26 protein-coding genes are annotated in these 24,638 nt (G+C 71.5%); 7 read left to right on the forward strand and 19 right to left on the reverse strand.

Annotation, left to right across the window (positions count from 1 at the left end; genetic code table 11):
* Positions 1 to 7: 7 nt before the first annotated feature.
* From trpC to hisI, 6 genes are all read right to left on the reverse strand, one after another.
* Positions 8 to 817, reverse strand: a complete 810-nt coding sequence (gene trpC / locus HNR57_RS28255) for an indole-3-glycerol phosphate synthase TrpC (RefSeq protein WP_184564236.1) — start codon at positions 815 to 817, stop codon at positions 8 to 10.
* A 139-nt stretch (positions 818 to 956) separates the two neighbouring features.
* Positions 957 to 1,391, reverse strand: a complete 435-nt coding sequence (locus tag HNR57_RS28260) for a DUF2752 domain-containing protein (RefSeq protein WP_184564238.1) — start codon at positions 1,389 to 1,391, stop codon at positions 957 to 959.
* Between the two features lie 82 nt (positions 1,392 to 1,473).
* Positions 1,474 to 1,725 carry an HGxxPAAW family protein gene (locus tag HNR57_RS28265; RefSeq protein WP_184564240.1) on the reverse strand — a complete coding sequence of 84 codons (252 nt, stop codon included), beginning with the start codon at positions 1,723 to 1,725 and terminating at the stop codon, positions 1,474 to 1,476.
* A gap of 109 nt (positions 1,726 to 1,834) precedes the next feature.
* On the reverse strand, positions 1,835 to 2,476 hold the full coding sequence (locus HNR57_RS28270) for a TIGR02234 family membrane protein (protein ID WP_184564242.1): 642 nt from the start codon (positions 2,474 to 2,476) through the stop codon (positions 1,835 to 1,837).
* A 41-nt stretch (positions 2,477 to 2,517) separates the two neighbouring features.
* Positions 2,518 to 3,999 carry an anthranilate synthase component I gene (locus HNR57_RS28275; protein ID WP_184564244.1) on the reverse strand — a complete coding sequence of 494 codons (1,482 nt, stop codon included), beginning with the start codon at positions 3,997 to 3,999 and terminating at the stop codon, positions 2,518 to 2,520.
* Between the two features lie 11 nt (positions 4,000 to 4,010).
* A complete protein-coding gene (gene hisI, locus HNR57_RS28280) occupies positions 4,011 to 4,394 on the reverse strand; it encodes a phosphoribosyl-AMP cyclohydrolase (protein WP_184564246.1) in 384 nt (127 codons plus the stop codon).
* Positions 4,395 to 4,478: 84 nt separating this feature from the next.
* Between hisI and HNR57_RS28285 the strand changes: the two genes are divergently transcribed.
* Entirely contained in the window at positions 4,479 to 5,114 is a 636-nt protein-coding gene (locus HNR57_RS28285; RefSeq protein WP_184564248.1) for a TIGR03085 family metal-binding protein, read from the forward strand.
* A 59-nt stretch (positions 5,115 to 5,173) separates the two neighbouring features.
* Here HNR57_RS28285 and hisF read toward each other — a convergent pair whose 3' ends face one another.
* Genes hisF through hisD form a run of 8 tightly spaced genes read right to left on the reverse strand, consistent with a single transcriptional unit; the run spans position 5,174 to position 10,889 of the window.
* Positions 5,174 to 5,929, reverse strand: coding sequence for an imidazole glycerol phosphate synthase subunit HisF (gene hisF, locus HNR57_RS28290; RefSeq protein WP_184564250.1), 756 nt, complete (start codon positions 5,927 to 5,929; stop codon positions 5,174 to 5,176).
* A gap of 13 nt (positions 5,930 to 5,942) precedes the next feature.
* Positions 5,943 to 6,344 carry a RidA family protein gene (locus tag HNR57_RS28295; RefSeq protein WP_184564252.1) on the reverse strand — a complete coding sequence of 134 codons (402 nt, stop codon included), beginning with the start codon at positions 6,342 to 6,344 and terminating at the stop codon, positions 5,943 to 5,945.
* Positions 6,341 to 7,066 carry a bifunctional 1-(5-phosphoribosyl)-5-((5-phosphoribosylamino)methylideneamino)imidazole-4-carboxamide isomerase/phosphoribosylanthranilate isomerase PriA gene (gene priA, locus HNR57_RS28300; RefSeq protein WP_184564254.1) on the reverse strand — a complete coding sequence of 242 codons (726 nt, stop codon included), beginning with the start codon at positions 7,064 to 7,066 and terminating at the stop codon, positions 6,341 to 6,343. Before priA ends, HNR57_RS28295 begins: the two co-directional genes overlap by 4 nt.
* Complete coding sequence (gene hisH / locus HNR57_RS28305) at positions 7,063 to 7,707, reverse strand: imidazole glycerol phosphate synthase subunit HisH (protein WP_221343078.1); 645 nt, start codon at positions 7,705 to 7,707, stop codon at positions 7,063 to 7,065. Before hisH ends, priA begins: the two co-directional genes overlap by 4 nt.
* Positions 7,704 to 7,868, reverse strand: coding sequence for a CG2302 family histidine operon protein (locus HNR57_RS28310; RefSeq protein WP_033310524.1), 165 nt, complete (start codon positions 7,866 to 7,868; stop codon positions 7,704 to 7,706). The genes hisH and HNR57_RS28310 overlap by 4 nt, the downstream gene beginning before the upstream one ends.
* Positions 7,865 to 8,458: an imidazoleglycerol-phosphate dehydratase HisB gene (gene hisB, locus HNR57_RS28315; protein WP_184564258.1), complete on the reverse strand. Its 594-nt coding sequence runs from the start codon at positions 8,456 to 8,458 to the stop codon at positions 7,865 to 7,867. The genes HNR57_RS28310 and hisB overlap by 4 nt, the downstream gene beginning before the upstream one ends.
* On the reverse strand, positions 8,455 to 9,567 hold the full coding sequence (locus HNR57_RS28320) for a histidinol-phosphate transaminase (protein ID WP_184564260.1): 1,113 nt from the start codon (positions 9,565 to 9,567) through the stop codon (positions 8,455 to 8,457). Before HNR57_RS28320 ends, hisB begins: the two co-directional genes overlap by 4 nt.
* On the reverse strand, positions 9,564 to 10,889 hold the full coding sequence (gene hisD / locus HNR57_RS28325) for a histidinol dehydrogenase (protein WP_184564262.1): 1,326 nt from the start codon (positions 10,887 to 10,889) through the stop codon (positions 9,564 to 9,566). Before hisD ends, HNR57_RS28320 begins: the two co-directional genes overlap by 4 nt.
* Positions 10,890 to 11,067: 178 nt before the next feature.
* Here hisD and HNR57_RS28330 point away from each other — a divergent pair, with 178 nt between their 5' ends.
* The 4 genes from HNR57_RS28330 (at position 11,068) to ybaK (ending at position 15,064) form a co-directional block, all read left to right on the forward strand.
* Positions 11,068 to 12,645, forward strand: coding sequence for an oxidoreductase (locus HNR57_RS28330; RefSeq protein WP_184564264.1), 1,578 nt, complete (start codon positions 11,068 to 11,070; stop codon positions 12,643 to 12,645).
* Positions 12,646 to 12,766: 121 nt separating this feature from the next.
* Positions 12,767 to 13,798, forward strand: a complete 1,032-nt coding sequence (locus HNR57_RS28335; RefSeq protein ID WP_184564459.1) for a hypothetical protein — start codon at positions 12,767 to 12,769, stop codon at positions 13,796 to 13,798.
* 11 nt (positions 13,799 to 13,809) lie between these two features.
* Positions 13,810 to 14,550, forward strand: coding sequence for an LON peptidase substrate-binding domain-containing protein (locus tag HNR57_RS28340; RefSeq protein ID WP_184564266.1), 741 nt, complete (start codon positions 13,810 to 13,812; stop codon positions 14,548 to 14,550).
* 10 nt (positions 14,551 to 14,560) lie between these two features.
* The gene (gene ybaK, locus HNR57_RS28345; RefSeq protein ID WP_184564268.1) at positions 14,561 to 15,064 is read left to right on the forward strand and encodes a Cys-tRNA(Pro) deacylase; all 504 of its coding nucleotides are present in this window, start codon (positions 14,561 to 14,563) and stop codon (positions 15,062 to 15,064) included.
* On the opposite strand, the gene HNR57_RS28350 is transcribed toward ybaK, so the two are convergent.
* The 4 genes from HNR57_RS28350 to HNR57_RS28365 all read right to left on the reverse strand — a co-directional run bounded on the left by HNR57_RS28350 (position 15,051) and on the right by HNR57_RS28365 (position 19,020).
* Positions 15,051 to 15,749, reverse strand: coding sequence for an AAA family ATPase (locus tag HNR57_RS28350; RefSeq protein ID WP_184564270.1), 699 nt, complete (start codon positions 15,747 to 15,749; stop codon positions 15,051 to 15,053). The genes ybaK and HNR57_RS28350 overlap by 14 nt on opposite strands.
* A gap of 56 nt (positions 15,750 to 15,805) precedes the next feature.
* Positions 15,806 to 16,627, reverse strand: coding sequence for an ABC transporter permease (locus HNR57_RS28355; protein ID WP_033312653.1), 822 nt, complete (start codon positions 16,625 to 16,627; stop codon positions 15,806 to 15,808).
* Between the two features lie 73 nt (positions 16,628 to 16,700).
* On the reverse strand, positions 16,701 to 17,675 hold the full coding sequence (locus HNR57_RS28360) for an ABC transporter ATP-binding protein (RefSeq protein WP_184564272.1): 975 nt from the start codon (positions 17,673 to 17,675) through the stop codon (positions 16,701 to 16,703).
* Positions 17,676 to 17,808: 133 nt separating this feature from the next.
* Positions 17,809 to 19,020: an NYN domain-containing protein gene (locus tag HNR57_RS28365; protein ID WP_184564274.1), complete on the reverse strand. Its 1,212-nt coding sequence runs from the start codon at positions 19,018 to 19,020 to the stop codon at positions 17,809 to 17,811.
* Positions 19,021 to 19,241: 221 nt separating this feature from the next.
* On the opposite strand from HNR57_RS28365, the gene HNR57_RS28370 reads away from it, so the two are divergent.
* Positions 19,242 to 19,409, forward strand: a complete 168-nt coding sequence (locus HNR57_RS28370) for a hypothetical protein (RefSeq protein ID WP_167345932.1) — start codon at positions 19,242 to 19,244, stop codon at positions 19,407 to 19,409.
* Positions 19,410 to 19,500: 91 nt separating this feature from the next.
* Here the strand turns inward: HNR57_RS28370 and dnaE are convergent, their stop codons facing one another.
* Positions 19,501 to 23,040, reverse strand: coding sequence for a DNA polymerase III subunit alpha (dnaE, locus tag HNR57_RS28375; RefSeq protein WP_184564276.1), 3,540 nt, complete (start codon positions 23,038 to 23,040; stop codon positions 19,501 to 19,503).
* 217 nt (positions 23,041 to 23,257) lie between these two features.
* On the opposite strand from dnaE, the gene HNR57_RS28380 reads away from it, so the two are divergent.
* Positions 23,258 to 24,583 (forward strand): DUF2252 domain-containing protein, encoded by a 1,326-nt coding sequence (locus HNR57_RS28380; RefSeq protein ID WP_184564278.1) that lies wholly within the window; start codon positions 23,258 to 23,260, stop codon positions 24,581 to 24,583.
* Positions 24,584 to 24,638 lie beyond the last annotated feature (55 nt).

Raw genomic sequence — 24,638 nt, forward strand, 5'->3', positions numbered from 1 at the left:
GCGGTGATCAGCTCCGGCCGTGCCGGAGTGCGGGATGCTCGCCGGCCGCGACGAGATCCGAGACGGCCGTCCTGGGGTCCTTGCCGGTGACCAGGGACTCGCCCACCAGCACCGCGTCGGCGCCGGCGTTGGCGTAGGCGATCAGGTCGTGCGGGCCGCGGACGCCGGACTCGGCGATCTTGATGATGTGGCCGGGGATCTCCGGTGCCACCCGCTCGAAGGTGCCGCGGTCGACCTCAAGGGTCTTGAGGTTGCGCGCGTTGACGCCGATCACCCGGGCGCCGGCGTCGACCGCGCGCTCGACCTCGTCCTCGTCGTGCACCTCGACGAGCGGGGTGAGCCCGATGGACTCGGCGCGCTCGATGAGCGACTCCAGGGCGGGCTGGTCGAGGGCGGCGACGATCAGCAGCACGACGTCGGCGCCGTAGGCGCGGGCCTCCCACAGCTGGTACGACGTGACGATGAAGTCCTTGCGCAGGACGGGGATGTCCACGCGGGCGCGGACCGCCTCCAGGTCGGCGAGCGAGCCGCCGAAGCGGCGCTCCTCGGTGAGGACGGAGATGACGGCCGCGCCGCCCGCCTCGTAGTCCGCGGCGAGTCCGGCCGGGTCGGCGATCGCGGCCAGCGCACCCTTGGACGGGCTGGAGCGCTTGACCTCGCAGATGACCTTGACGCCTTCGCCGCGCAGGGCGGCCGCGCCGTCCTTGGCCGCGGGAGCCTTCGCCGCGCGCTCCTTGAGCTCGTCGAGGCTGACGCGCGCCTGCCGCTCCGCGAGGTCGGCACGGACTCCGTCGATGATCTCGTCGAGCACACTCACGCGAGCGGCCCCCTTCCAGACTCTTGACAGTTCCAGCGACCGATCGGAAACCGATGGTCACTGCGATGGTATCCGCAGCGGGGCGTAGGCTTCGCATCCGGTTGACGCCGGTCCCACTACCTGGACATCAGCCCGTTGATCAAGGATGGAGCCAGCCGCCGAAGGGCAGGTTCCGGACCACTGTGAAGACCAGCAGCAACGCCCCGAGGCTCCACACCAGCCCCGGGCGCGGGTCGATCCGCAACGGTCGCCCGCGGACCGCGCGCACCACCCATACGGTCCACAGCACGGCGAAGCCCAGATAGCCGAGGGTCGCGAGCGCGTTGGCGTGCAGCGCCGCCAGGACGTCCCCGTGGACGAAGGCGTGCGCGCTGCGCAGGCCCCCGCAGCCGGGGCAGTAGAGGCCGGTGTAGCGCAGCAGCGGGCAGGCGGGGTAGTGGCCGGGTTCGTTGGGGTCCACGGCGCCCACGTAGGCGAACGCGGCGGCCACGGCCGCGAGCACCCCGGCGGGGACGGCCAGGCGGCTCGGGACGCTCGGCGTCACCCTTCGGCTCTCGGGGTTCACGGTACGCATTGTGCCCCGTACACGCGTGAGGGGCGGTTCCGGCACCCCTGTGCCGGCCGCCCCTCACGAGAGGACGTGCTGTGCCGCGGGGTCAGCTCCCGGCGCCGGCCGGCTCGCGGTCACCGGTCATCCGGTGCGGCTGGTGCGCTTCCTTGGGCTGGCCGAGGCCCATCATCCGCATGATGCCGCCGACGACACCGCCGAGCAGTACGACCACCATGCCCGCCCAGAAGCCCAGCGGCTGGTCCAGCACCATGAACGCGCCCGAGACGCAGAAACCGATGAAGGCGATCGTGACACCGGTCCAGGCGGCCGGGGTGTGACCGTGGCTGCTGCCCGCCATTGCTTGCTCCTCGTTGCTGTGTACGTGTTGAGCAGGACGCTCGGGCCCATTGTCCCGCACGGGCACCCGGGAGGTGACCGGGGGTGCTCCCTCGGATCACTCGTGCGGCTCAGGCCCCGGTCGGGTCCTCACCGCGGTCGAGTGCCTTCCACAGGTCCTCGGGCCGGTCGGGGTCGACGGCGGGGGCCCTGCGGCGCGGCTGGGGCGTGCCGGCCCGCTCGTAGCGGCCGGACATGGCGGGCCACAGCCGGCCGTAGCGCAGGGCGAGCAGCCCGGCCAGGAGGATCAGGACGCCGCCGAGGACCGCGACGTACGGCCAGGCGGTGTGACTGAGGGTGTCGACGGAGGCAGAGGTGTCGCCGGAGGCCTGCGCGGCCTGCTCGTCGAGCGCGGAGCTGTCCGAGGCGCCGAGCAGGGCCGCGGTGATGATGCCGGCACCCGAGAGCGCGAGCAGCGCGGCGACGGCGAAGCGGCCCGCTCGGCGGACGGCGAAGACGGCGACGAGCGCGGCGAGGCCCACTATGGCGAGCGCCGCGGGCACGCCCGTGACGTCGCTGCCCCTGGCGGTCAGGGGGAAGGCGCCGCCGGCCACCGTTGCGGTGCCCTGCGACCATTGCTGCCGGGTGGCGAGCAGCGCCAGGGCCGCGCCGAGCGCGCCGCTCAGCAGGGCGACGGCGAGGCTCAGGCGGCCGGCCCGGGCGGGTCCGGGGGCTTCGGAACGGGGGTGAGGTACAGCAGTCACGTACCCCACTATCGCCTGAAGCCCGGGCGAACCGTCACCCGGGGTTCATCTCAGGCCTTTCCGAGCCGGTTCGCCGTGTGGACGGCCCGCAGTACCGCGGCCGCCTTGTTGCGGCACTCGGTGTCCTCGGCGACCGGGTCGGAGTCGGCGACGATGCCCGCGCCGGCCTGGACGTAGGCGGTGCCGTCCCGCAGGAGGGCGGTGCGGATGGCGATGGCGGTGTCGGAGTCGCCGGCGAAGTCGAGGTAGCCGACGCAGCCGCCGTACAGCCCGCGCCGGGACGGTTCGAGCTCGTCGATGATCTGCATGGCGCGTGGCTTGGGGGCGCCGGAGAGGGTGCCGGCCGGGAAGCAGGCGGTGAGGACGTCGAAGGCCGTGCGGCCCTCGGCGACGCGGCCCGTCACCGTGGAGACGATGTGCATGACGTGCGAGTACCGCTCGACGGACATGAAGTCGACGACCTCGACCGAGCCGGGCTCGCACACCCGCCCCAGGTCGTTGCGGCCCAGGTCGACGAGCATGAGGTGCTCGGCGCGCTCCTTGGGGTCGGCGAGCAGTTCCTCGGCGAGGGCCTGGTCCTCCTGCGGGGTGGCGCCGCGCCAGCGGGTGCCGGCGATGGGGTGGACCATGGCCCGGCCGTCCTCGACCTTGACCAGGGCCTCGGGGGACGAGCCGACGACGTCGAACCCGTCGAAGCGGAACAGGTACATGTACGGGGACGGGTTGGTGGCCCGCAGGACCCGGTAGACGTCCAGCGCGCTTGCGGTGCAGCTCGTTTCGAAGCGCTGGGAGGGGACGACCTGGAAGGCCTCGCCCGCGCGGATGCGCTCCTTGATGTCCTCGACGGCCTCCTGGAAGTCGGGACCGCCCCAGAGCGCGGAGTACTCGGGGAGCTCGGAGGGCGGCAGGACGGCCGGGGGCTGGGCGACCGCGCGGGAGAGGTCCGCCTCCATGGCGTCGAGGCGGGCGACGGCGTCGGCGTGGGCCTCGTCGACGCCCGTGTCCAGGTCGTTGTGGTTGATCGCGTTGGCGATCAGCAGGACCGAGCCCTCCCAGTGGTCCATGACGGCCAGGTCGCTGGTGAGGAGCATGGTCAGCTCGGGCAGCTTCAGGTCGTCGCGCTCGCCGGGGCCGATCTTCTCCAGACGGCGGACGATGTCGTAGCCGAGGTAGCCGACCATGCCGCCGGTGAAGGGCGGCATGCCCTCCTGGTGGGGTGTGTGCAGGGCCTCGATGGTGGCGCGCAGGGCGGCGAGGGGGTCGCCGTCCGTGGGGACGCCGACGGGCGGGGCGCCGAGCCAGTGGGCCTGCCCGTCGCGTGCGGTCAGCGTGGCCGCGGACCGCACGCCGACGAAGGAGTACCGGGACCACGAGCGGCCGTTCTCCGCGGACTCCAGCAGGAAGGTGCCGGGGCGCTCGGCGGCGAGCTTGCGGTAGAGCGCGACCGGGGTGTCGCCGTCGGCGAGAAGCTTGCGGGTGACGGGGATGACCCGCCGGTCGGTGGCGAGCTTGCGGAAGGTCTCGAGGTCCATGGCGGCTGACCTTACTGATCCGTGGCGGAGCCGTCGGAACCGCCGTCCTTGAGCAGCACGTCGGTGTCGAAGCAGGTGCGCGCGCCGGTGTGGCAGGCGGCGCCGACTTGGTCGACCTTGACGAGCACCGTGTCGGCGTCGCAGTCCAGGGCGACGGACTTCACCCACTGGAAGTGGCCGGAGGTGTCGCCCTTGACCCAGTACTCACGGCGGCTGCGGGACCAGTACGTGCAGCGGCCGGTGGTCAGGGTGCGGTGCAGCGCCTCGTCGTCCATCCAGCCGAGCATGAGCACCTCTCCGGTGTCGTACTGCTGGGCGATGGCGGGCAGGAGGCCGTCAGGGCTGCGCTTGAGGCGCGCGGCGATCTCCGCATCGAGGCGACTGGTGCTGGTCATGGTGACCATTGTGCCGCGCGCCACTGACGCGCCTGGTGGAGTGTCCACTGGGCGGACCGGGGGGCCGGTCGTAGGCTGGGCCGCATGTCGACCCATGCCAAGCGTGAACGACTTCTCCTCGCCGACCTGTTGGAGACCGCGGGCCCGGACGCGCCCACCCTGTGCGAGGGCTGGACCACCCGGGACCTCGCCGCGCACGTGGTGGTGCGCGAACGCCGTCCGGACGCCGCCGGCGGGATGCTGATCAAGCAGCTCGCGCCGCGCCTGGACAAGGTGATGGCGGAGTACACCGACAAGCCGTACGAGGAGCTGATCCAGCTGATCCGTACGGGTCCTCCGCGTTTCTCCCCCTTCTCCCTCAAGCCGGTCGACGAGGCGTCGAACATCATCGAGTTCTACGTCCACACCGAGGACGTGCGCCGCGCCCAGCCCGACTGGTCGCCGCGCGACCTCGACCCGGTCTTCCAGGACGCCCTGTGGTCACGATTGGAGCGCACTGCCCGTCTGATGGGCCGCGGCGTCCCGACGGGCCTGGTCCTGCGCCGCCCCGACGGCCAGACGGCGGTCGCGCACCGCGGCACCCCGGTGGTCACCGTGACCGGCGAGCCGTCCGAACTGGTCCTGTTCTCCTACGGCCGGCAGAGCGCGGCCAAGGTCGGCCTGGACGGCGACGAGAACGCGATCGCGAAGCTCCACGAGACGAAGCAGCTCGGGATCTGAGGGACAGGGGAAAGCCCCGGCCGCATCGCGCGGCCGGGGCTCCCTCAGGGTGGGGTGGGTCACCGCACCGGCTGACCCGCCTCCCGCAGCGTCTCCTTGACCTGGCCGATCCGCAGGTCCCCGAAGTGGAACACCGACGCGGCCAGCACCGCGTCCGCGCCGGCCTCGACGGCCGGGGGGAAGTCGGTGAGCCGGCCGGCGCCGCCCGAGGCGATGACCGGGACCGTGACGTGCTTGCGGACGGCCCGGATCATCTCCAGGTCATAGCCGTCCTTGGTGCCGTCCGCGTCCATCGAGTTGAGCAGGATCTCGCCCGCGCCGAGTTCCGCGGCCCGGTGCGCCCATTCGACGGCGTCGATGCCGGTGCCCTTGCGGCCGCCGTGGGTGGTCACCTCGAAGGAGCCCGACCCGGTGCGGCGGGCGTCCACCGACAGGACCAGGACCTGGCGGCCGAAGCGCTCGGCGATCTCGCGGATCAGGTCGGGGCGGGCGATGGCGGCGGTGTTGACGCCGACCTTGTCCGCGCCCGCCCGCAGCAGCTTGTCCACGTCCTCGGGCGTGCGGACGCCGCCGCCGACCGTGAGCGGGATGAACACCTGCTCGGCGGTGCGGCGTACGACGTCGTACGTGGTCTCGCGGTTGCCCGACGAGGCGGTGATGTCCAGGAACGTCAGCTCGTCGGCGCCCTCGGCGTCGTACACCTTGGCCATCTCGACGGGGTCGCCCGCGTCGCGCAGGTTCTGGAAGTTGACGCCCTTGACGACCCGGCCGTTGTCCACGTCCAGGCAGGGGATGACTCGGACCGCCAGGGTCATGAATCGTGCTCCTCTAGTGTTCCTCTGAGGGTGTCCCTCTGAATGCTTCCACTTCCACCGACACCAGGACCCGGGAGTCGATGAAGCCCTGCACGACCAGCAGGGTCGTGACGGGGCGTACGGCGTCGAACAGCTCCTTGTGGGCCCGGCCCACCGCGTCGACGTCCCGGGCATGTGCCAGGCACACACGGGTGCGGATCACGGACTCGGGGCTGAGCCCGAACTCGGCGATCGCCTCCAGGGCGGTGGTGAAGGCCACCTTGGTCTGCTCGTACGGGTCGCCCTCGCCGTAGAGCACGTCGCCCTTGAAGGCGGTCGTGCCCGCCACCAGCACACGGTCGCCCGCCGCGACGGCGCGTGCAAAACCGAAGGACTCTTCCCAGGGACTTCCGCTCTGCACACGCCGTACGGTCATGACGACACAGCCTCCAAGGCCTCTTCCAGGGTGAACGCCTTCGCGTACAGCGCCTTCCCGACGATGGCGCCCTCGACACCGAGCGGAACGAGGTCGGCGATGGCCCGCAGGTCGGCGAGCGAGGAGACCCCGCCGGAGGCCACGACCGGGCGGTCGGTGGCGGCGCACACGTTGCGCAGCAGTTCCAGGTTGGGGCCCTGGAGCGTGCCGTCCTTGGCGATGTCGGTGACGACGTACCGGGCGCAGCCCTCCTTGTCGAGGCGCTCCAGCGTCTCGTAGAGGTCGCCGCCGTCGCGGGTCCAGCCGCGGCCGCGCAGGGTCGTGCCGCGGACGTCGAGACCGACGGCGATCTGGTCGCCGTGCTCGGCGATGACCTTGGCGACCCACTCCGGGGTCTCCAGGGCGGCCGTGCCCAGGTTGACGCGCTTGCAGCCGGTGGCGAGGGCGGCGGCGAGGGTGTCGTCGTCGCGGATGCCGCCGGACAGCTCCACCTTGATGTCCATCGCCCCCGCGACCTCGGCGATGAGCTCACGGTTGTTCCCGGTGCCGAACGCGGCGTCCAGGTCGACCAGGTGCAGCCACTCGGCGCCGGAGCGCTGCCAGGCGAGGGCGGCCTCCAGCGGGGAGCCGTAGGAGGTCTCCGAGCCGGACTCGCCGTGCACCAGGCGGACGGCCTGGCCGTCACGGACGTCGACGGCGGGGAGGAGTTCGAGCTTGCTCACAGTGTTCCGATCCAGTTGGTGAGGAGCTGGGCTCCGGCGTCGCCGGACTTCTCGGGGTGGAACTGCGTGGCCCACAGGGCGCCGTTCTCGACGGCCGCGACGAACGGCTTGCCGTGGGTGGACCAGGTGACCTTGGGGGCTTCGATCGCCGGGTTGAGCGTCTCCAGCGACCAGTCGTGCACGGCGTAGGAGTGCACGAAGTAGAAGCGGGCGTCCGGGTCGAGACCGGCGAACAGCTGCGAGCCGGGTGCCGCCTCGACGGTGTTCCAGCCCATGTGGGGCACGATCTCGGCCTGGAGCGGCTCGACCGAGCCGGGCCACTCGTCGAGACCCTCGCTCTCCACGCCGTGCTCGATGCCGCGCGCGAAGAGGATCTGCATGCCGACGCAGATGCCCATGACCGGGCGGCCGCCGGACAGCCGGCGGTCGACGATCCAGTCGCCGCGCGCCTCGCGCAGGCCCGTCATGCAGGAGGCGAAGGCGCCGACGCCGGGCACCAGCAGGCCGTCGGCGTTCATGGCCTTGTCGTAGTCACGCGTGATCTCGACGTCGGCTCCCGCGCGCGCGAGGGCGCGCTCGGCGGAACGGACGTTGCCGAAGCCGTAGTCGAAGACCACCACGTTCTTGCGGGGGGCGCTCAATTCCACACCTCCAGCCTCACGACACCCGCCACCAGGCACATCGCGGCGCCGATCGACAGCAGCACGATCAGGCCCTTGGGCATCTTCTGCTTGATGAAGGAGTAGATCCCGCCGACGAGGAAGAGGCCCACGACGATCAGCAGGGTGGAGATGCCGTTCACAGGGCGCCCTTCGTGGACGGGAGGATGCCGGCCGCGCGCGGGTCGCGCTCGGACGCGTACCGCAGGGCCCGGGCGAGCGCCTTGAACTGGCACTCCACGATGTGGTGCGCGTTGCGCCCGTAGGGCACGTGCACGTGCAGCGCGATCTGCGCCTGGGCCACGAAGGACTCCAGGATGTGCCGGGTCATGGTGGTGTCGTACTCGCCGATCATCGGCGCCATCTTCTCGGGCTCGGTGTGCACGAGGTAGGGGCGGCCGGACAGGTCGACGGTGACCTGGGCGAGGGACTCGTCCAGCGGGACCGTGCAGTTGCCGAAGCGGTAGATGCCCACCTTGTCGCCGAGGGCCTGCTTGAAGGCGGCGCCGAGGGCGAGGGCGGTGTCCTCGATGGTGTGGTGCGAGTCGATGTGCAGATCGCCCTCGGTCTTCACGGTGAGGTCGAACAGACCGTGCCGGCCGAGCTGGTCGAGCATGTGGTCGTAGAAGCCGACGCCGGTCTTGATGTCGGTCTTCCCGGTGCCGTCGAGGTCGATCTCGAGGAGGACCGAGGTCTCCTTGGTCACCCGCTCTATGCGGCCTACGCGGCTCATGTGCTCTGCTCCTTCATCAACTCACGTACCGCGTCGAGGAACGCGTCGTTCTCTTCGGGGGTTCCGGCGGTGACCCTCAGCCAGCCGGGCACGCCGTTGTCCCGGACCAGGACGCCCCGGTCGAGGATCTTCCGCCAGGTCTCGTGGGAGTCCTCGAACCGGCCGAACTGCACGAAGTTCGCGTCCGAGGCGGTCACCTCGTAGCCGATCGCGAGCAGTTCGGTGACCAGGCGGTCCCGTTCGGCCTTGAGCTGCTCGACGTAGCCCAGCAGCGTGCCGGTGTGCTCCAGGGCGGCCAGGGCGGTCGCCTGGGTGACGGCCGACAGGTGGTAGGGCAGCCGGACCAGCTGGACGGCGTCGACGACGGCGGGGTGCGCCGCGAGGTAGCCGAGGCGCAGGCCCGCCGCGCCGAACGCCTTCGACATCGTGCGGGAGACGACGAGGTTCGGGCGGCCCGCCAGCAGCGGCAGCAGCGAGTCGCCGTGGCTGAACTCGATGTACGCCTCGTCGACCACCACCATCGAGGGCTTCGCCGCCTGCGCGGCCTCGTACAGCGCGAGGACCGTCTCGGGCGGGACGGCGGTGCCCGTGGGGTTGTTGGGGGTCGTGATGAAGACGACGTCCGGCGGGTTCTCGGCGATGGCCTTCCGGGCGGCGGCGAGGTCGATCGTGAAGTCCTCGTTGCGGGGCCCGGAGATCCAGCCGGTGCCCGTGCCGCGCGCGATGAGGCCGTGCATCGAGTACGACGGCTCGAAGCCGATGGCGGTGCGGCCCGGTCCGCCGAAGGTCTGCAGCAGCTGCTGGATGACCTCGTTGGAGCCGTTGGCCGCCCAGACGTTGGCCACGCCGACCTCGTGGCCGGAGGTGTCGGTGAGGTACTTCGCCAGCTGCGTGCGCAGCTCGACCGCGTCCCGGTCCGGGTAGCGGTTGAGGTTGCGGGCCGCCTCGCGGACCCGCTCGGCGATCCGTTCGACCAGCGGCTCGGGCAGCGGGTAGGGGTTCTCATTGGTGTTCAGCCGTACGGGGACGTCCAGCTGGGGCGCGCCGTAGGGGGACTTGCCGCGCAGCTCGTCCCGTACGGGGAGATCATCGATGCGTACGTCGCTCACTTGCCCTCGGGAACCTTCCAGTCGAACCTCGCCTTGATCGCCGCGCCGTGCGCGGGCAGGTCCTCCGCTTCCGCCAGAGTCACCACGTGGGGCGCGACCTCGGCCAGCGCGTCGCGCGTGTAGTCGACGATGTGGATGCCGCGCAGGAAGGACTGGACGGACAGGCCCGAGGAGTGGCAGGCGCAGCCGCCGGTGGGCAGGACGTGGTTGGAGCCGGCCGCGTAGTCGCCGAGGGAGACCGGGGCCCAGGGGCCGATGAAGATCGCACCGGCGTTGCGGACCCGGTCGGCGACGGCGGCGGCGTCGGCCGTCTGGATCTCCAGGTGCTCGGCGCCGTACGCGTCGACCACCTTGAGGCCCTCCTCGACACCGTCGACCAGCACGATCGCGGACTGCCTGCCGGAGAGAGCCGGGACGATCCGGTCCTCTACGTGCTTGGTGGCCGCGACCTGCGGCTCCAGCTCCTTCTCGACCGCGTCGGCGAGTTCGACGGAGTCGGTGACGAGGACGGCGGCGGCCAGCGGGTCGTGCTCGGCCTGGCTGATCAGGTCGGAGGCGACGTGCACCGGGTCCGCGGTGTCGTCGGCGAGGACGGCGATCTCGGTCGGGCCGGCCTCGGCGTCGATGCCGATCCTGCCGGTGAAGTAGCGCTTGGCGGCGGCGACCCAGATGTTGCCGGGGCCGGTGACCATGTTCGCGGGGGCGCAGGACTCGGTGCCGTAGGCGAACATCGCGACGGCCGTGGCGCCGCCCGCGGCGTACACCTCGTCGACGCCGAGCAGCGCGCAGGCGGCGAGGATCGTGGGGTGCGGCAGGCCGCCGAAGTCGGCCTGGGCGGGTGAGGCGAGCGCGACGGACCCGACGCCGGCCTCCTGCGCGGGCACCACATTCATGATCACGGAGGACGGGTACACGGACCGGCCGCCGGGCGCGTAGAGCCCGACGCGATCGACCGGCACCCACTTCTCGGTGACGCTGCCGCCGGGCACGACCTGGGTGGTGTGCGTCCGGCGGCGCTGCTCGCGGTGGACGATCCGGGCGCGTCGGATGGACTCCTCCAGGGCCGCGCGCACGGCCGGGTCGAGCTCCTCCAGCGCGCGCTTGAGCGCTGCGGCCGGAACCCGCACCTGGTCGAGCCTGACCCCGTCGAACCGCTCGGCCGCGTCGATCAGCGCCGCGTCGCCCCGATGATGCACGTCCTCGCAGATCGGACGCACCTTCTCCAGGGCGGCCGCTACGTCGAAGTCGGCTCGGGGCAGCAGGTCGCGCAGGGCGGGGCCCTCGGGAAGGGCGTCGCCGCGCAGGTCGATTCGGGAGATCACGTGCTCAATTCTCTCAGACCCGGGTGAGGCGTCGTCCGCGCGTATCAATGGCTGATACAGAGTGTCGCCGGACCCCGGAAGATCCCCTTCACTTCGTGTGTTGGGGGCGTCACACAGCGGGAAAGAACAGGTGTACGAGGGAAGTGACCCGCGAGTATCCGGGGAGGATGAAAGAGCTGTGACCGAGGGGGCCGGCGTCCGTGCCGGGGAGCTGCCCGAGGACCTGACCGCGGCCGAGGCCGGCATGTGGCAGGCCTTCCGCAACGGCACCGTGTACGACCTGAGCAGCGGCGACGCCGTCGAGGACGATCCGCACGGCGGCCACCCCTGGGGCGAGGAGCGGACCGTCCGGGCCCGGATGGTGTGCTGGCTGCTCCTCGACGGCCCGCCCGCCCTGGCCGGCCGCGTGTCGTCACTGAAGCTGATCGGTGTGCAGGTCAGCGGCTCCCTGGACCTCGCGGGCGGCACCGTGGTGCCGTACGTCGAGATGCGCCGGTGCCGGTTCGAGCAGGACGTGCTGCTGCCGGAGGCCCGCTTCACGACCCTGCGGATGGTGGACTGCTCGGTGCCGCGGCTGGAGGCGGCCCGGGTGCACACGGAGGGCGATCTGCACCTGCCGCGCTGCCGCTTCCACCACGGCATCCGGCTCACGGACGCGCAGATCGGCACGGACCTGATGCTCAACCAGGCGATCGTGCACCGGGACCACAGCGGCCGGTCGGTCGCGGCGGACGGCCTGACCGTCGGCCAGGACTTACAGGCCGAGCTGCTGGAGTCGCACGGCGAGCTGAGCCTGCGCGCCGCCACCGTCGGCGTCTCCCTGAGCCTGCGCGGCGCGCGGCTGTCCAACCCCTACGAGCGGCTCGCGCTGAACGCCCCGCAGCTGACCGTCGAGCGCAGTCTGTATCTGACGCCCGCCGGGGTGGGCGCCCAGGCGATGAGCGGGATGACCCCGGCGCAGGGGACGCGGATCCAGCGCTTCGCGTGCGAGGGCGGGATCCGGCTGGACGACGGCCGGTTCGGCGACGCCGTCGACTTCGAGCGGGCCCGGTTCACCCTCACGGACGACCAGGAGCTGTCACTGCGCCGGGTGCAGACGCCGGAGCTGCGATTCCTCGGGGAGCAGCCGGCGCGCGGCCGGGTGGTGCTGTCCGGGGCGAAGGTCGTCAACCTGATGGACCGGGCGGAGGCCTGGCCGGGCCCCGGGCGGCTGCACATGGGCGGCTTCGCCTACGAGAACCTCGTGCCGCGCGGGCCGTTCCCGCTGGCCGAGCGGCTGGACTGGGTGGCCGCGGCGACGGCCGAGTACAACCCGGAGCCCTACGAGCGGCTCGCGGCCGTGCTGCGGGCCGGCGGCGAGGACGAGGACGCCCGGGAGGTGCTGCTCGCCAAGCAGCGCCGGCACCGCGAGAGCCTGCCGATGGCGGCCAAGCTGTGGGGGTACGCGCAGGACTGGACGGTCGCCTATGGATACCGGCCGGGCCGGGCCGCGGTGTGGATGGCGGTGCTGTGGGCGGCGGGGTCCCTCGCCTTCGCCCGGGCCGGGCATCCGCCGATGAAGCGGGGCGAGCACCCGGAGTGGAACCCAACGCTCTTCACCCTCGATCTGCTGCTGCCGGTCATCGACCTGGGCCAGGTGGGCTTCTGGCAGTTGCGCGGGGGCTGGCAGTGGCTGGCGGCGGCGATGATCCTGCTGGGCTGGATCCTGGCGACGACGGTGGCGGCGGGTGCGACGCGGCTGCTGCGGCGCAACTGATGGTGTTCGTGTGACCACAGTTATTGAACTGTCACGTTTTTACGTTCTCTTGACCATTGGATGTACAACTTTCCGTAGGTTCCATGAACAGTCTGGCGCCGTCATGACCAGCGGACTTTCAATGGTCGGCACGATGGCAATGCAGCTCCCGTTCATCCGCCCGAGCCGGATGACAAGGACCGCCCCCCACCTCGTCGGCGAGCCGTGCGCCGACGACGAGGTGCTGCTCGACGCGCCCGACGCCCGGCTGAGTCCGGCGCTGGTCGCCGCCGCCCGGGGCGATCACGGGCCGGCCGCCGCGCTGCTCCTGGCCACGCGCGCGGCCGCCGAGTGGGAGCGGCGCGACCGGTACGTGACCCGGCTGGCCGCCTTCGCGCGCTCGCGGCCCGAGTGGCTGGACGCCTGGCTCGCCACCGCCCCGCAGGACCCCGACGCGCTCCTGGTCGGGGCCCAGCTGGCGGTGGACCGCGCCTGGCAGTCGCCGGCCCGGGCCGAGCTGCTGCGCGAGGTGAGCCCGCTGATCACGGCCGCGGCCCGGGGCGACCAGCGGGACCCGGTGCCGTGGCGGCTCGCGCTCGACCACGCCCGGGGCGCACAGGCCGGGCACACCTACTTCGAGGAACTGTGGGCGGCGGCCGTCCGCCGCGCCCCGCACCACTACGGCTGCCATGTGGCGGCCCTGCGCTACCTGGCCACCTACTGGCACGGATCGCACCACGAGTGCTTCGACTTCGCCGACCGGGCCGCCCAGGACGCTCCCGCCGGCGCGCTCGTCCAGGCCCTGCCGCTGCGGGCGGCCTTCGGCTACCTCACCGACGACTGCGGACCCGAGATCCCGCGCGAGCGGCTGGACGCGGCCGCGGACAGGGCGATCGCGCTGTCCCCGCGGCTGCCGACGTCCGACCCCTGGCCGGCCCGGATGCGCAACCTGCTGATCTTCGTCCTGGTGTGCCTGGAGCGCTGGCCGGACGCCACCGAGCAGCTGCGCCTGAACGGCCCGTACGCCACCTCCTTCCCCTGGGACCGGGTGTCGGACGACCCCCTCGGGCACTTCCTGCGGGTGCGCCAGGACATCCGGGCCGGGGCGGCCGGGAGCCCGTCCGGGCATCCACGGAGTGAACGGGGCGGGCGAGTCCGTCCCGGCGACCATTAGGCTTTTGCGTCGTGACCACCGTCCGGCTCCCCCTCTTCCCCCTGAACTCGGTGCTGTTCCCGGGGCTCGTGCTCCCGCTCAACGTCTTCGAGGAGCGGTATCGCGCCATGATGCGCGAGCTGCTGAAGACGCCCGAGGACGAGCCGCGCCGGTTCGCCGTCGTGGCGATCCGCGACGGCCACGAGGTGGCCCCGAGCGCGCCCGGCATGCCCGACCCGACGGCCCTGCCCGAACGGGGACCGGCGGCCGGCTTCGGCACGGACCCGGTCAAGGCGTTCCACAAGGTGGGCTGTATCGCGGACGCGGCGACGATCCGGGAGCGCACCGACGGCTCCTTCGAGGTGCTGGCGACCGGCACGACCCGGGTGAAGCTGCTGTCGGTCGAGGCGTCCGGGCCCTTCCTGACGGCCGAGCTGGAGCCGCTGGAGGAGGAACCGGGCGACGAGGCCGCCCCGTTGGCCGAGGGGGTGCTGCGGTCCTTCCGCCAGTACCAGAAACGGCTGGCCGGGGCGCGGGAGCGGTCCCTGGCGACGGGGGCCGAACTGCCGGACGAGCCGGGCGTGGTGTCGTACCTCGTGGCGGCCGCGATGATGCTGGACACCCCGGCCAAGCAGCGTCTGCTCCAGGCCCCCGACACGGCGTCCCGCCTGCGCGACGAGCTGAAACTCCTTCGCTCCGAAACGGCGATCATCCGTAGTCTGCCGTCGTTGCCGGCGTCGGAGCTGACGCGCGGCCCGATGAGTCTCAACTGAGCGGACCGGTATGGCGAAGAAGTCGAAGAAGCAGCAGCAGCAGTCCGGCGGCACCCCCGCGACGGTGGCCCTCACGGCGGCGGGCACGGCGTACACGGTCCACTCCTACGACCACGACCCCGCGCACCCCTCCTACGGCGAGGAGGCGGCCGAGGCCATGGGCGTCTCCCCGGACCGCGTGTTCAAGACCCTGGTGGCGGACGTCGACGGCGCCCTGACGGTCGCGGTGGTCCCGGTGGCGGGCCAACTGGACCTGAAGGCCCTGGCGGCGGCCGTGGGCGGCAAGCGCGCGGCGATGGCCGACCCGGCCCTGGCGGAGCGCACGACGGGCTATGTCCGGGGCGGTATCTCGCCGCTGGGCCAGCGCAAGAAGCTGCCGACGGTCCTGGACGCCTCGGCCGCGGCGCACGCGACGATCTGTGTGTCGGCGGGCAGGAGGGGCCTGGAGGTGGAGCTCGCCCCGGAGGACCTGCGGCAGCTGACCGGGGCGGTCCTGGCGCCTATCGGCCGTTAGCGGCAGGGGACTCCTGGTAGGGCCCGGCCGCGAAGTCCGGTTCCGGATCCCGGGGTCCGAACAGCGCCATGAGCCCGAGGTGCAGCACCAGTGCGGCGAGCGGCCAGGCCAGCAACGCCCCCTTCGCGCCGAGCTTCAGGGGCGCGTCGAACGTCACGCCCCGCCCGACGGCCTGGGCGTGCGCGACCACGTCCTGGGCGGGCCCGAGCCACACCCCGACCCGCCAGGCGAGCAGCGAGCCGAGCAGCCCTCCGAGGGCCAGCCCCACCACCAGCGGCACACCTCCGCGCCGCCGCAGCAGGAAGACGACCAGCGCGCTGACGGCCCCGAAGCCCAGCCCGAGGAGCGTGAACGTGCCGTCGACCCCGATGGCCTGTTCCCCCTCGGTGTCCTTGAGGTAGACGACCCAGCTCTTTTCCACCACGTCGCCGACCAGCGGCACGTGCGGCGCGAGCCACCACCACAGCACTCCGAGCAGCACCCCGCCGAGCGCCACGGCCACCGCGATCACGGCGGCCTCCCGCAGTTCCGTCTTCATCCCGGGGCCGTCCTGTCCGTACCAGCCGTGCCCGGCGTACTCGGCGTGCTGGGACCCGGGAGCCGCGGGCCCGGCGGCCGGCGGCTGCCACGACCCCTGTGCGGAGTGATCGTGCGGCGGCGGTGGCGGAGTCAGTGGTGCGGTCACCCTGCCATCGTGCCAGGCCCGCTTGTGTGCCGCGTCACCGGACGATCCCTGCTCGCTCACCGGACGGCCGCCCGGCGGTAGGCCCAGGTCGCCACGGCCAGCGAGACGACGCCGACGACCCCGCACACGGCGAGGTCACCGAGCACGAAGGCCCAGTCGGGATGCGGTCCGAAGGTCCGCGCGAAGGCCTCCACGCCGTACGTCGACGGCAGCAGGTCCCGCGTGAAGCGCACGACCTCCGGCATCCGGTCCGCCGGCAGCACGCCCAGCAGCAGCGCCGCCGACATGCCCAGCTGCCCGAGCAGCGTGGCGAGTTCCGGCCGGGGTGCGAGCAGCCCCAGCGCGGCACCGAGCCCGGCCAGCGCGGCGCCCGCGAGCGGGATCACGGCCATGAGGATCCACAGATGGGCCATCGGCAGCCCGAACAGCACACAGCCGAACACCGCGGTCACGACGGTCCCGGGCACGGTGAACGACGCGTACGCGCCCGCCGCGCCCAGCACCACGGCCGCGGGCGGCACCGGCAGCGTGGCGTAGTGGTCGAGCCCGCCGCTGGCCCGCAGCTGCCCGAAGTACTGCGCGAGCAGGTTCAGCGCGACGAAGGCCACCACCAGGACCGAGGACCCGGCGACGACGGCCTGCGCCTCCGCCCCGTCGTCCACGACCCCGCGCATCAGGATCATGATCCCGACCGACTGGAAGGTCGCCACGAACAGCAGCGGGATCCGCGCCACCCTCGCCCGGGACAGCTGGGCCCGGTAGACGGCCGCCAGCGACGGCCACAGCCGCGCCCGAGGTCCGAGCTCGGCCGCGCACGCGGCGGGCTCCTCCACGGCCAGGGCACTGCCCGGCAGGACATCGGCGGGTACGACACTCACGTCGCGCTGCTCCCCTTCGCTCGGGTCCACTGCGGCGGTCGACTGTTCGGTACGGATGGGGCGGCCGGTCTGCTCACACCTTCACCAGCCCCTGCTGGACGGCACCGCCGAGGGCGAGGTACACGTCCTCCAGGCTCGGCGTGGCCAGGGTGAAGTCGTCCAGGGCGGCGAAGGCGGCCCCGCCGGTGACGGTCGCGACGACCGCCCGGGCCTCCTCGGGCCCGAGCCGGAGGGTCCAGCGGCGGCCCGACTCCACGACGCGGTCCTTCAGCGCGGCCACCTCGGGCACGTGCAGCGGAGCCGCCTCCCGCCACACCAGGTCGACGCGCACCTCACCGGCGACCTGCTCCTTGAGCCCGGCGGGGGTGTCGCAGGCGATCACCCGCCCCCGGTCGAGGACGGCCACCCGGTCCAGCACCGTCTCGGCCTCGATGACGTTGTGGGTGACGAGCAGCACGGTCGTCCCGCGCTCGGCCCGGCGCCGGTCGACGGCGGACCACACGGCCCGCCGCGCCACCGGGTCCATGCCGGTGGTCGGCTCGTCGAGCACGAGCAGCGGCCGCTCCCCCACCAGGGCCGCGGCGAAGCACGCCAGGCGCCGCTGGCCCCCGGAGAGTTTCTTCAGCGGCCGCCCGGCGAGCGGCGTGAGCCCCAGCTCGTCCAGGACGGCGTCCCGCTCGGCCCGCGCCCGCCGTACGTCCAGGCCGCGCAGCCGCCCGGTGGTCTCGGCGGCGAGCGACACGGTCAGCTCGTCGAGGGCGGTCGACTCCTGCCCGAGGTAGGCGAGGATCCGCGCGGCCCGCTCGGGGTGGCGCACGATGTCGTGCCCGAGGATCTCCACACCGCCGTGGTCGGGCCGCATCAGCCCGGTGAGCTGGCGTACGAGGGTGGACTTGCCGGCGCCGTTCGGCCCGAGCAGGCCGAAGATCTCGCCGCGGCGGATGTCGAGCGTCACGTCGTCCGTGGCCCGGACCTCGGGTGTTCCGGGCGTGCCGCGCCGGGCCCGGACCGCCGGGTAGGTCTTGGTCAGCCCGCGCACCGCGCACACGACGTCACCATCGTGCCGAAATGCCTGTGCCGCGCGCTTACTCACAAGGGACGAGACTACGGGGTCGGCGGCCCTGGTCCGCTCCCGGGTCCGTCCATACCGGGAAATCCGCCGGCAAAGGACTCAGAGGTCCTCAGTCGTCGAGGGGTGGGTGCTCCACGCCCGTGCGCACGCTGATCTCCCGCCAGAAGCCGGCCCGGATGGCGTAACGGTCCCGCTCGTCGATCTGGTCGTCCTTGTGGGCGAGCAGACCGAACCGGGCGGCGTAGCGCAGCAGCTCCCCGTCGACGCGGTGCGGGATGCGCGGGTACATCCCGGACAGTTTCTGCAGGTGGTTCTGGTCGCCGAGGCGCTCCACCCAGCGCCGCGCGAAGACCTGCCCCACCTCGAAGGGGTCACCGCCGACGGTGGTGATGTCCTCCTCGCGGTCGGCCCAGCGCTGTTCCGCCGTGGTCAGCTGGGCGAGCGTCGGCATCGAGGCGGCCTCGGGGGGCTCGGCCGTGGGCCGGTCGACCCAGCCTTTGTCGGAGGACCACCGGAGGGTGGCGGAGGCGGGGGGCTGGGCGGGCTGGGTGCCGGGGGCCCGCAGGGCGGCCAGGTCCTTGGGCGTGGGGACTCCTTTGGCGGCGGGCACCCGCTCCTCGGTGCCGTTCTGCCCGGGGCCGGCCACCGGGTGCCGGGGCTGCGGGGCGGGCCGTTCGGCGGCGGCGCCGAGCGCGGACTCGGGCAGCGGTGCTGAGAGGATCGCGGCGATCTCGGGCCGGGGTGCGGGCTGCGGCGCGCACGCCCCGGTGTAGTCCTTGGCGCGGACGGCCTTGGTGATCCACGTGCGGTCCAGGACGCGCCGCTCGTCGGCCTCGGCGACCAGGTCCTCGGACTGGTTGTAGTCGCCGTCGGCGGCCTGGACGGCCCACAGGTGGACGGCGACGCCGTGCTCCTTGGCGGCCATCATGCCGGGCAGCAGATCGCCGTCGCCGGTGACGAGGACGACGTCGGAGCAGGCGCGGTTGCGGGCCAGTTCGGTCAGCTCGGCGTGCATCGCCGCGTCCACGCCTTTCTGCGCCCAGCGGCCGTCGCTGCGGGTCAGCGCGCCCAGCCGGACGGTGACCCGGGGCATCACGCGCAGCCTGCGGTGCTCGGGTTGCGGGACGCGGTCGGGGGCGCCGTCGAACCAGTAGATGCGCAGCAGTGGCTGCTGTGTGTCGGATTCGGCGCGTTCGCGCAGCCCCTGGATGAGGGCGGTGTGGTCGACGGTGATCCGGGACCGCGAGGGCTCCCCGGCGAGGAGACTCGCCGCGGCTCCCAGCAGATACCCAGCGTCCACCAGGACGATGCAGCGGTCCACGCGACTCACCCTCTTCCCAGGAGGTTTGCTTCGGGCTTGCTTCGAGTCTGCCCGACGGCGCGGAGGTTAACGGCCGGAACTCGATCTTCGGCGTGGCGTTTCGGGACGTGCCGCTCCGACCACCCCTGTCACACACGGTAATTGTCCGACATGCGATCGTTGTCGGCCTGTGTGAATCTGGTCCCGGCCCTGGCCCCTAGTCCCCCACAGGAGGCATCACCATGGCCAAGAACAAGAACCGTGACCGTAAGCAGCAGCGTCCCACCGAGCGTGGCCAGCGGGCCGACCGCAGCCCCGCCTCGCAGACGGAGCCCCAGACCGAGGTCGAGGCGACCCCGGGCGAGATGGCGCCGTCCGGCAAGCGAAAGCGCAGCTTCGGCCACAACTGACGTCTGCGTGACGGGTTGTTGAGCCCACGCATACGCACGAGGGGCGTACCCGGTTCCGGGTACGCCCCTCAAGCGCATCGAGAGCCCTCCGTCATCCGGCCAGGCAGGACGGCCCGAGCAGCACCTTCAGGTCTCCGAAGAGCGCCGGGTCGGGCTTCACCCGGTGCCGGTCCAGCCGCAGCACGGTCGTCTTGGTCGGCCCCTGGAGCCTGATCCGGACCTCGCTGTCGCCCTTGTGGTGGCTGAGGACCTCGCCGAGGCGGCTGACCAGCGGCGGGGTGACCCGGGTGGCCGGGATGGTGAGGACCACCGGTGCGTTGGTGCCCGCGTTCGACAGGTCCGGCACCATCAGCTCCATCGCGACGAGCCGCGGGATGTCCTCGCGCTTGTCGAGGCGGCCCTTGACGAACACCACGGCGTCCTCGACGAGTTGGGTCGAGACGAGCTGGTAGGTCGCCGGGAAGAACATGCACTCGATCGAGCCGGCGAGGTCCTCGACGGTGGCGATGGCCCAGGCGTTGCCCTGCTTGGTCATCTTGCGCTGGAGGCCGGAGATGATGCCGCCGATGGTGACCACGGAGCCGTCGGAGTAGTCACCGCCGGTCAGCTGGGAGATGCCCGCGTCGGCCTTGTCCGACAGGATGTGCTCCAGGCCGAACAGTGGGTGGTCGGAGACGTACAGGCCGAGCATCTCCCGCTCCTGGGCGAGCAGATAGGTCTTGTCCCACTCGTCCGGGGAGAACTCCACGTCGAGCCCGAAACCCGGCTCGCTGGTCTCGGCCTCGCCCATTCCGCCGAAGAGGTCGAACTGGCCCTCGGCCTCCTTGCGCTTGACCGCGACCACGTTGTCGATCATCGGCTCGTAGTGCGCGGTGAGGCCCTTGCGGGTGTGGCCCATGGCGTCGAAGGCGCCGGCCTTGATCAGCGATTCGGTGGTGCGCTTGTTGCAGACCACCGCCTCCACCTTGTCGAGGTAGTCCGGGAAGGAGACGTACTTCCCCTTGGCCTTGCGGCACCTGATGATCGACTCGACCACGTTAGTACCGACGTTGCGGACGGCGGAGAGGCCGAAGAGGATCACGTCGTCGCCCTGGGCCGCGAAGTTGGACATCGACTCGTTGACGTCCGGCGGGAGCACCTTGATGCCCATGCGGCGGCACTCGTTGAGGTAGACGGCCGACTTGTCCTTGTCGTCCTTCACGGACGTGAGCAGCGCGGCCATGTACTCGGCGGGGTGGTTCGCCTTGAGGTACGCCGTCCAGTACGAGACGAGTCCGTACGCGGCGGAGTGCGCCTTGTTGAAGGCGTAGCCGGCGAAGGGGACCAGCACGTCCCACAGGGCCTGGATGGCCTCGTCGCTGAAGCCCTTCTTGCGGGCGCCCTCCTGGAAGAGGACGAAGTTCTTCGCCAGTTCCTCGGGCTTCTTCTTGCCCATCACGCGGCGGAGGATGTCGGCCTCGCCGAGCGAGTAGCCGGCGATGATCTGGGCGGCCTTCTGCACCTGCTCCTGGTAGACGATCAGGCCGTAGGTGACGTCCAGGACCTCCTTGAGGGGCTCTTCGAGCTCCTTGTGGATGGGCGTGATCTCCTGCTGGCCGTTCTTGCGCAGCGCGTAGTTCGTGTGGGAGTTCATGCCCATGGGGCCCGGGCGGTACAGGGCCGACACGGCGGAGATGTCTTCGAAGTTGTCCGGCTTCATCAGCCGGAGCAGGGAGCGCATGGGGCCGCCGTCGAACTGGAAGACGCCGAGGGTGTCGCCGCGCTGGAGCAGTTCGAAGGTCGTGGGGTCGTCGAGCGGGAGGCTCAGGAGATCGATGTCGATCCCCTTGTTGGACTTCACCATCTTGACGGCGTCGTCCATGATCGTCAGGTTGCGCAGGCCCAGGAAGTCCATCTTCAGCAGGCCGAGCGACTCACAGCTCGGGTAGTCCCACTGCGTGATGGTGACCTTGTCCGTGTGCCTGACCCAGACGGGGACGTGGTCGGTGATCGTCTCGCTGGACATGATCACGCCGGCGGCGTGCACGCCCATCTGCCGGACCAGGCCCTCGACGCCCTTGGCGGTGTCGATGACCTTCTTCACGTCCGGCTCGTTCTCGTACATCGCCCGGATCTCGCCGGCCTCCGAGTACCGGGGGTGCTCGGGGTTGGTGATGCCGTCGAGGTTGATGCCCTTGCCGAGGACGTCGGCGGGCATGGCCTTGGTGAGGCGGTCGCCCATCGCGTAGGGGTAGCCCAGCACGCGCGCGGAGTCCTTGATCGCGTTCTTGGCCTTGATGGTGCCGTACGTGCCGATCATGGCGACCTTGTCGGCGCCGTACTTCTCCGTCACGTAGCGGATCACCTCGACGCGCCGGCGCTCGTCGAAGTCGATGTCGACATCGGGCATGGAGATGCGCTCGGGGTTGAGGAACCGCTCGAAGATCAGGCCGTGCGGGATGGGGTCGAGGTCGGTGATGCCGAGGGCGTAGGCGACGATCGAGCCGGCCGCGGAACCACGGCCGGGGCCGACCGCGATGCCCTGCTTCTTGGCCCACATGATGAAGTCGGCGACCACGAGGAAGTAGCCCGGGAAGCCCATCGAGATGATGGTGTCCATCTCGTACTCGACCTGCTTCATGCGATCGTCCGGGATTCCGTCCGGGAAGCGGCGGTGCATGCCGCGCAGAGTCTCCTCGCGGAACCAGCTGACCTCGGTGTACCCCTCGGGGATGTCGAACTTCGGCATGAGGTCGCGCTTCTGGAACATGCCCGTGGTGTCGACCATCTCCGCGATCAGGCGGGTGTTGGCGCAGCCCTCCTGCCAGGCGTCCGAGGAGTCGATGGCGTACATCTCGTCCGTGGACTTCAGGTAGTAGCCGGTGCCGTCGAACCGGAAGCGGTCGGGGTCGGAGAGGTTCTTGCCCGTCTGGATGCACAGCAGCGCGTCGTGGGCGCTCGCCTCGTGCGAGTACGTGTAGTGCGAGTCGTTGGTGACCAGCGGGGGGATGCCGAGCTTCTTGCCGATCTCCAGGAGGCCGTCGCGGACCCGGTGCTCGATCTCGATGCCGTGGTCCATCAGCTCCAGGAAGTAGCGGTCCTTGCCGAAGATGTCCTGGTAGTCGGCGGCGGCCTTCAGGGCCTCGTCGAAGTGGCCGAGGCGCAGCCGGGTCTGGACCTCGCCGGAGGGGCAGCCGGTGGAGGCGACGATCCCCTCGGACCACTGGGCGATGGTCTCCTTGTCCATCCGGGGCCACTTCTGCAGCCAGCCCTCGGCGTACGCGTCGGAGGACAGCCGGAAGAGGTTGTGCAGGCCGGTGCTGTTGACGGCCCACATCGTCTTGTGGGTGTAACCGCCGGAGCCGGAGACGTCGTCCCGCTTCTGGTGCGGCTGGCCCCACTGGATCTTGCGCTTGTTGCGCCGGGACTCGGGCGCGACATACGCCTCGATCCCGATGATCGGGGTCACTCCGGACTTCTGGGCGGTGTGGAAGAAGTCGTAGGCGCCGTGGAGGTTGCCGTGGTCGGACATGGCGATGTGCGTCATGCCCATCTCGTTGCACGCGTTGAACATGTCCTTCAGCCGCGCGGCACCGTCCAGCAGCGAGTACTGGGTGTGGACGTGCAGGTGCGTGAACGGCGGCTTTGACACGGCTGCGGCCTCCAGAGAAAACGTACGACAAATGGGGCCCGGCAGGCTGCGGACAGTCTGGGGGACAGCGTCGAAGTCTATGCCTCGGCACTGACACCTGGAGGGCTGACCCGCGTACCTTCGTGCGAGGGTTCGCGGGCACTCCCGCGGACCGCCGCACGTTACGCAGAGGGCGGACCTGCCGCCCTGAAACGCATGCACCAGGAGGCACCCAGCGATGTCGTTCCCGCAGCTCGACGGCGAGCACCGCGGTGAGGAGATCCTCGCCGTCTTCGACACCGCCTTCGGCCAGCTCCTGGCCGCCGACCCGGCCGCGTTCCGCGTCAAGTTCCGCAAGATGGCGGCCTCGGCCTTCGCCTTCTACCGGGGCACGGCCGGCCTCTTCTACCACGACCTCGACGAGGAAAAGCGGGGCGGCCCGTACCTGGACGAGCGCACCTCGCGCGTGTGGATCCACGGCGACCTGCACGCGGAGAACTTCGGCACCTACATGGACGCCAACGGCCGCCTGATCTTCAACGTCAACGACTTCGACGAGGCCTACGTCGGCCCCTTCACCTGGGACCTCAAGCGCTTCGCCGCCTCCGTCGCGCTGATCGGCTACGCGAAGGCGCTCAGCGACGAGCAGATCTCCGAGCTGGTGACGATCTACGCGGTCGCCTACCGCGAGCGGATCCACGCCCTGGCCACGGGCGCGAAGAGCGACGAGGTGCCGCCGTTCACGCTGGACACCGCGCAGGGCCCGCTGCTGGACGCGCTGCGTGACGCCCGCTCGCTGACCCGCTTCGGCCTGCTGGACTCGATGACGGAGATCCGCGACTTCGAGCGCCGCTTCGCCTCCGGAGGCGGTTCGGTCGAGCTGGACGCGGCCACGCGCTACAAGGTCCTCGCCGCATTCGACGGCTACCTGGAGACGCTCCCGGACAGCTCGCTGGCCCGCCCGGACTCCTACCGCGTGAAGGACGTCGTGGGCCGGCGCGGCATCGGCATCGGCTCGGCGGGGCTGCCGTCGTACAACATCCTGCTGGAGGGGCACAGCGACGCCCTGGAGAACGACGTCGTGATCTACATCAAGCAGGCCCAGACCCCGGCCGTCTCCCGGCACATCACGGACCAGGCGATCCGCGGCTACTTCCAGCACGAGGGGCACCGCACGGTCATCTCCCAGCGCGCCCTGCAGGCGCACGCCGACCCCTGGCTGGGCTGGACCGAGCTGGACGGCGCGGGCCAGCTGGTCGCCGAGGTCTCGCCGTACGCGGTGGACCTCGACTGGGGCGACATCGACGACCCGGAGGAGATCGCCCAGGTGGTGGCCGACCTCGGCCGGGCGACGGCCACGATGCACTCGGCGGCGGACGACCAGTCCGGCGAGTCCCTGGTGCCGTTCTCCACGGAGCGGGCCATCGACGCGGCGATCGCGGCCGACGAGGAGGGCTTCGCCCCCCTGCTGGTCGACTTCGCGCACGCCTACGGCGCACGCGCGCGTGCCGACCACCAGACCTTCGTGGACCTGTTCCGCAACGGACGGATTCCGGGCCTGTGACGGGAAGGCCTGTGACGGGAAGGCCTCTCACAGGCATCCTTTAGGGGTCCCTTAC

It is taken from the genome of Streptomyces paradoxus (genome assembly GCF_014202475.1).
Classification (GTDB): Bacteria; Actinomycetota; Actinomycetes; order Streptomycetales; family Streptomycetaceae; genus Streptomyces; species Streptomyces paradoxus.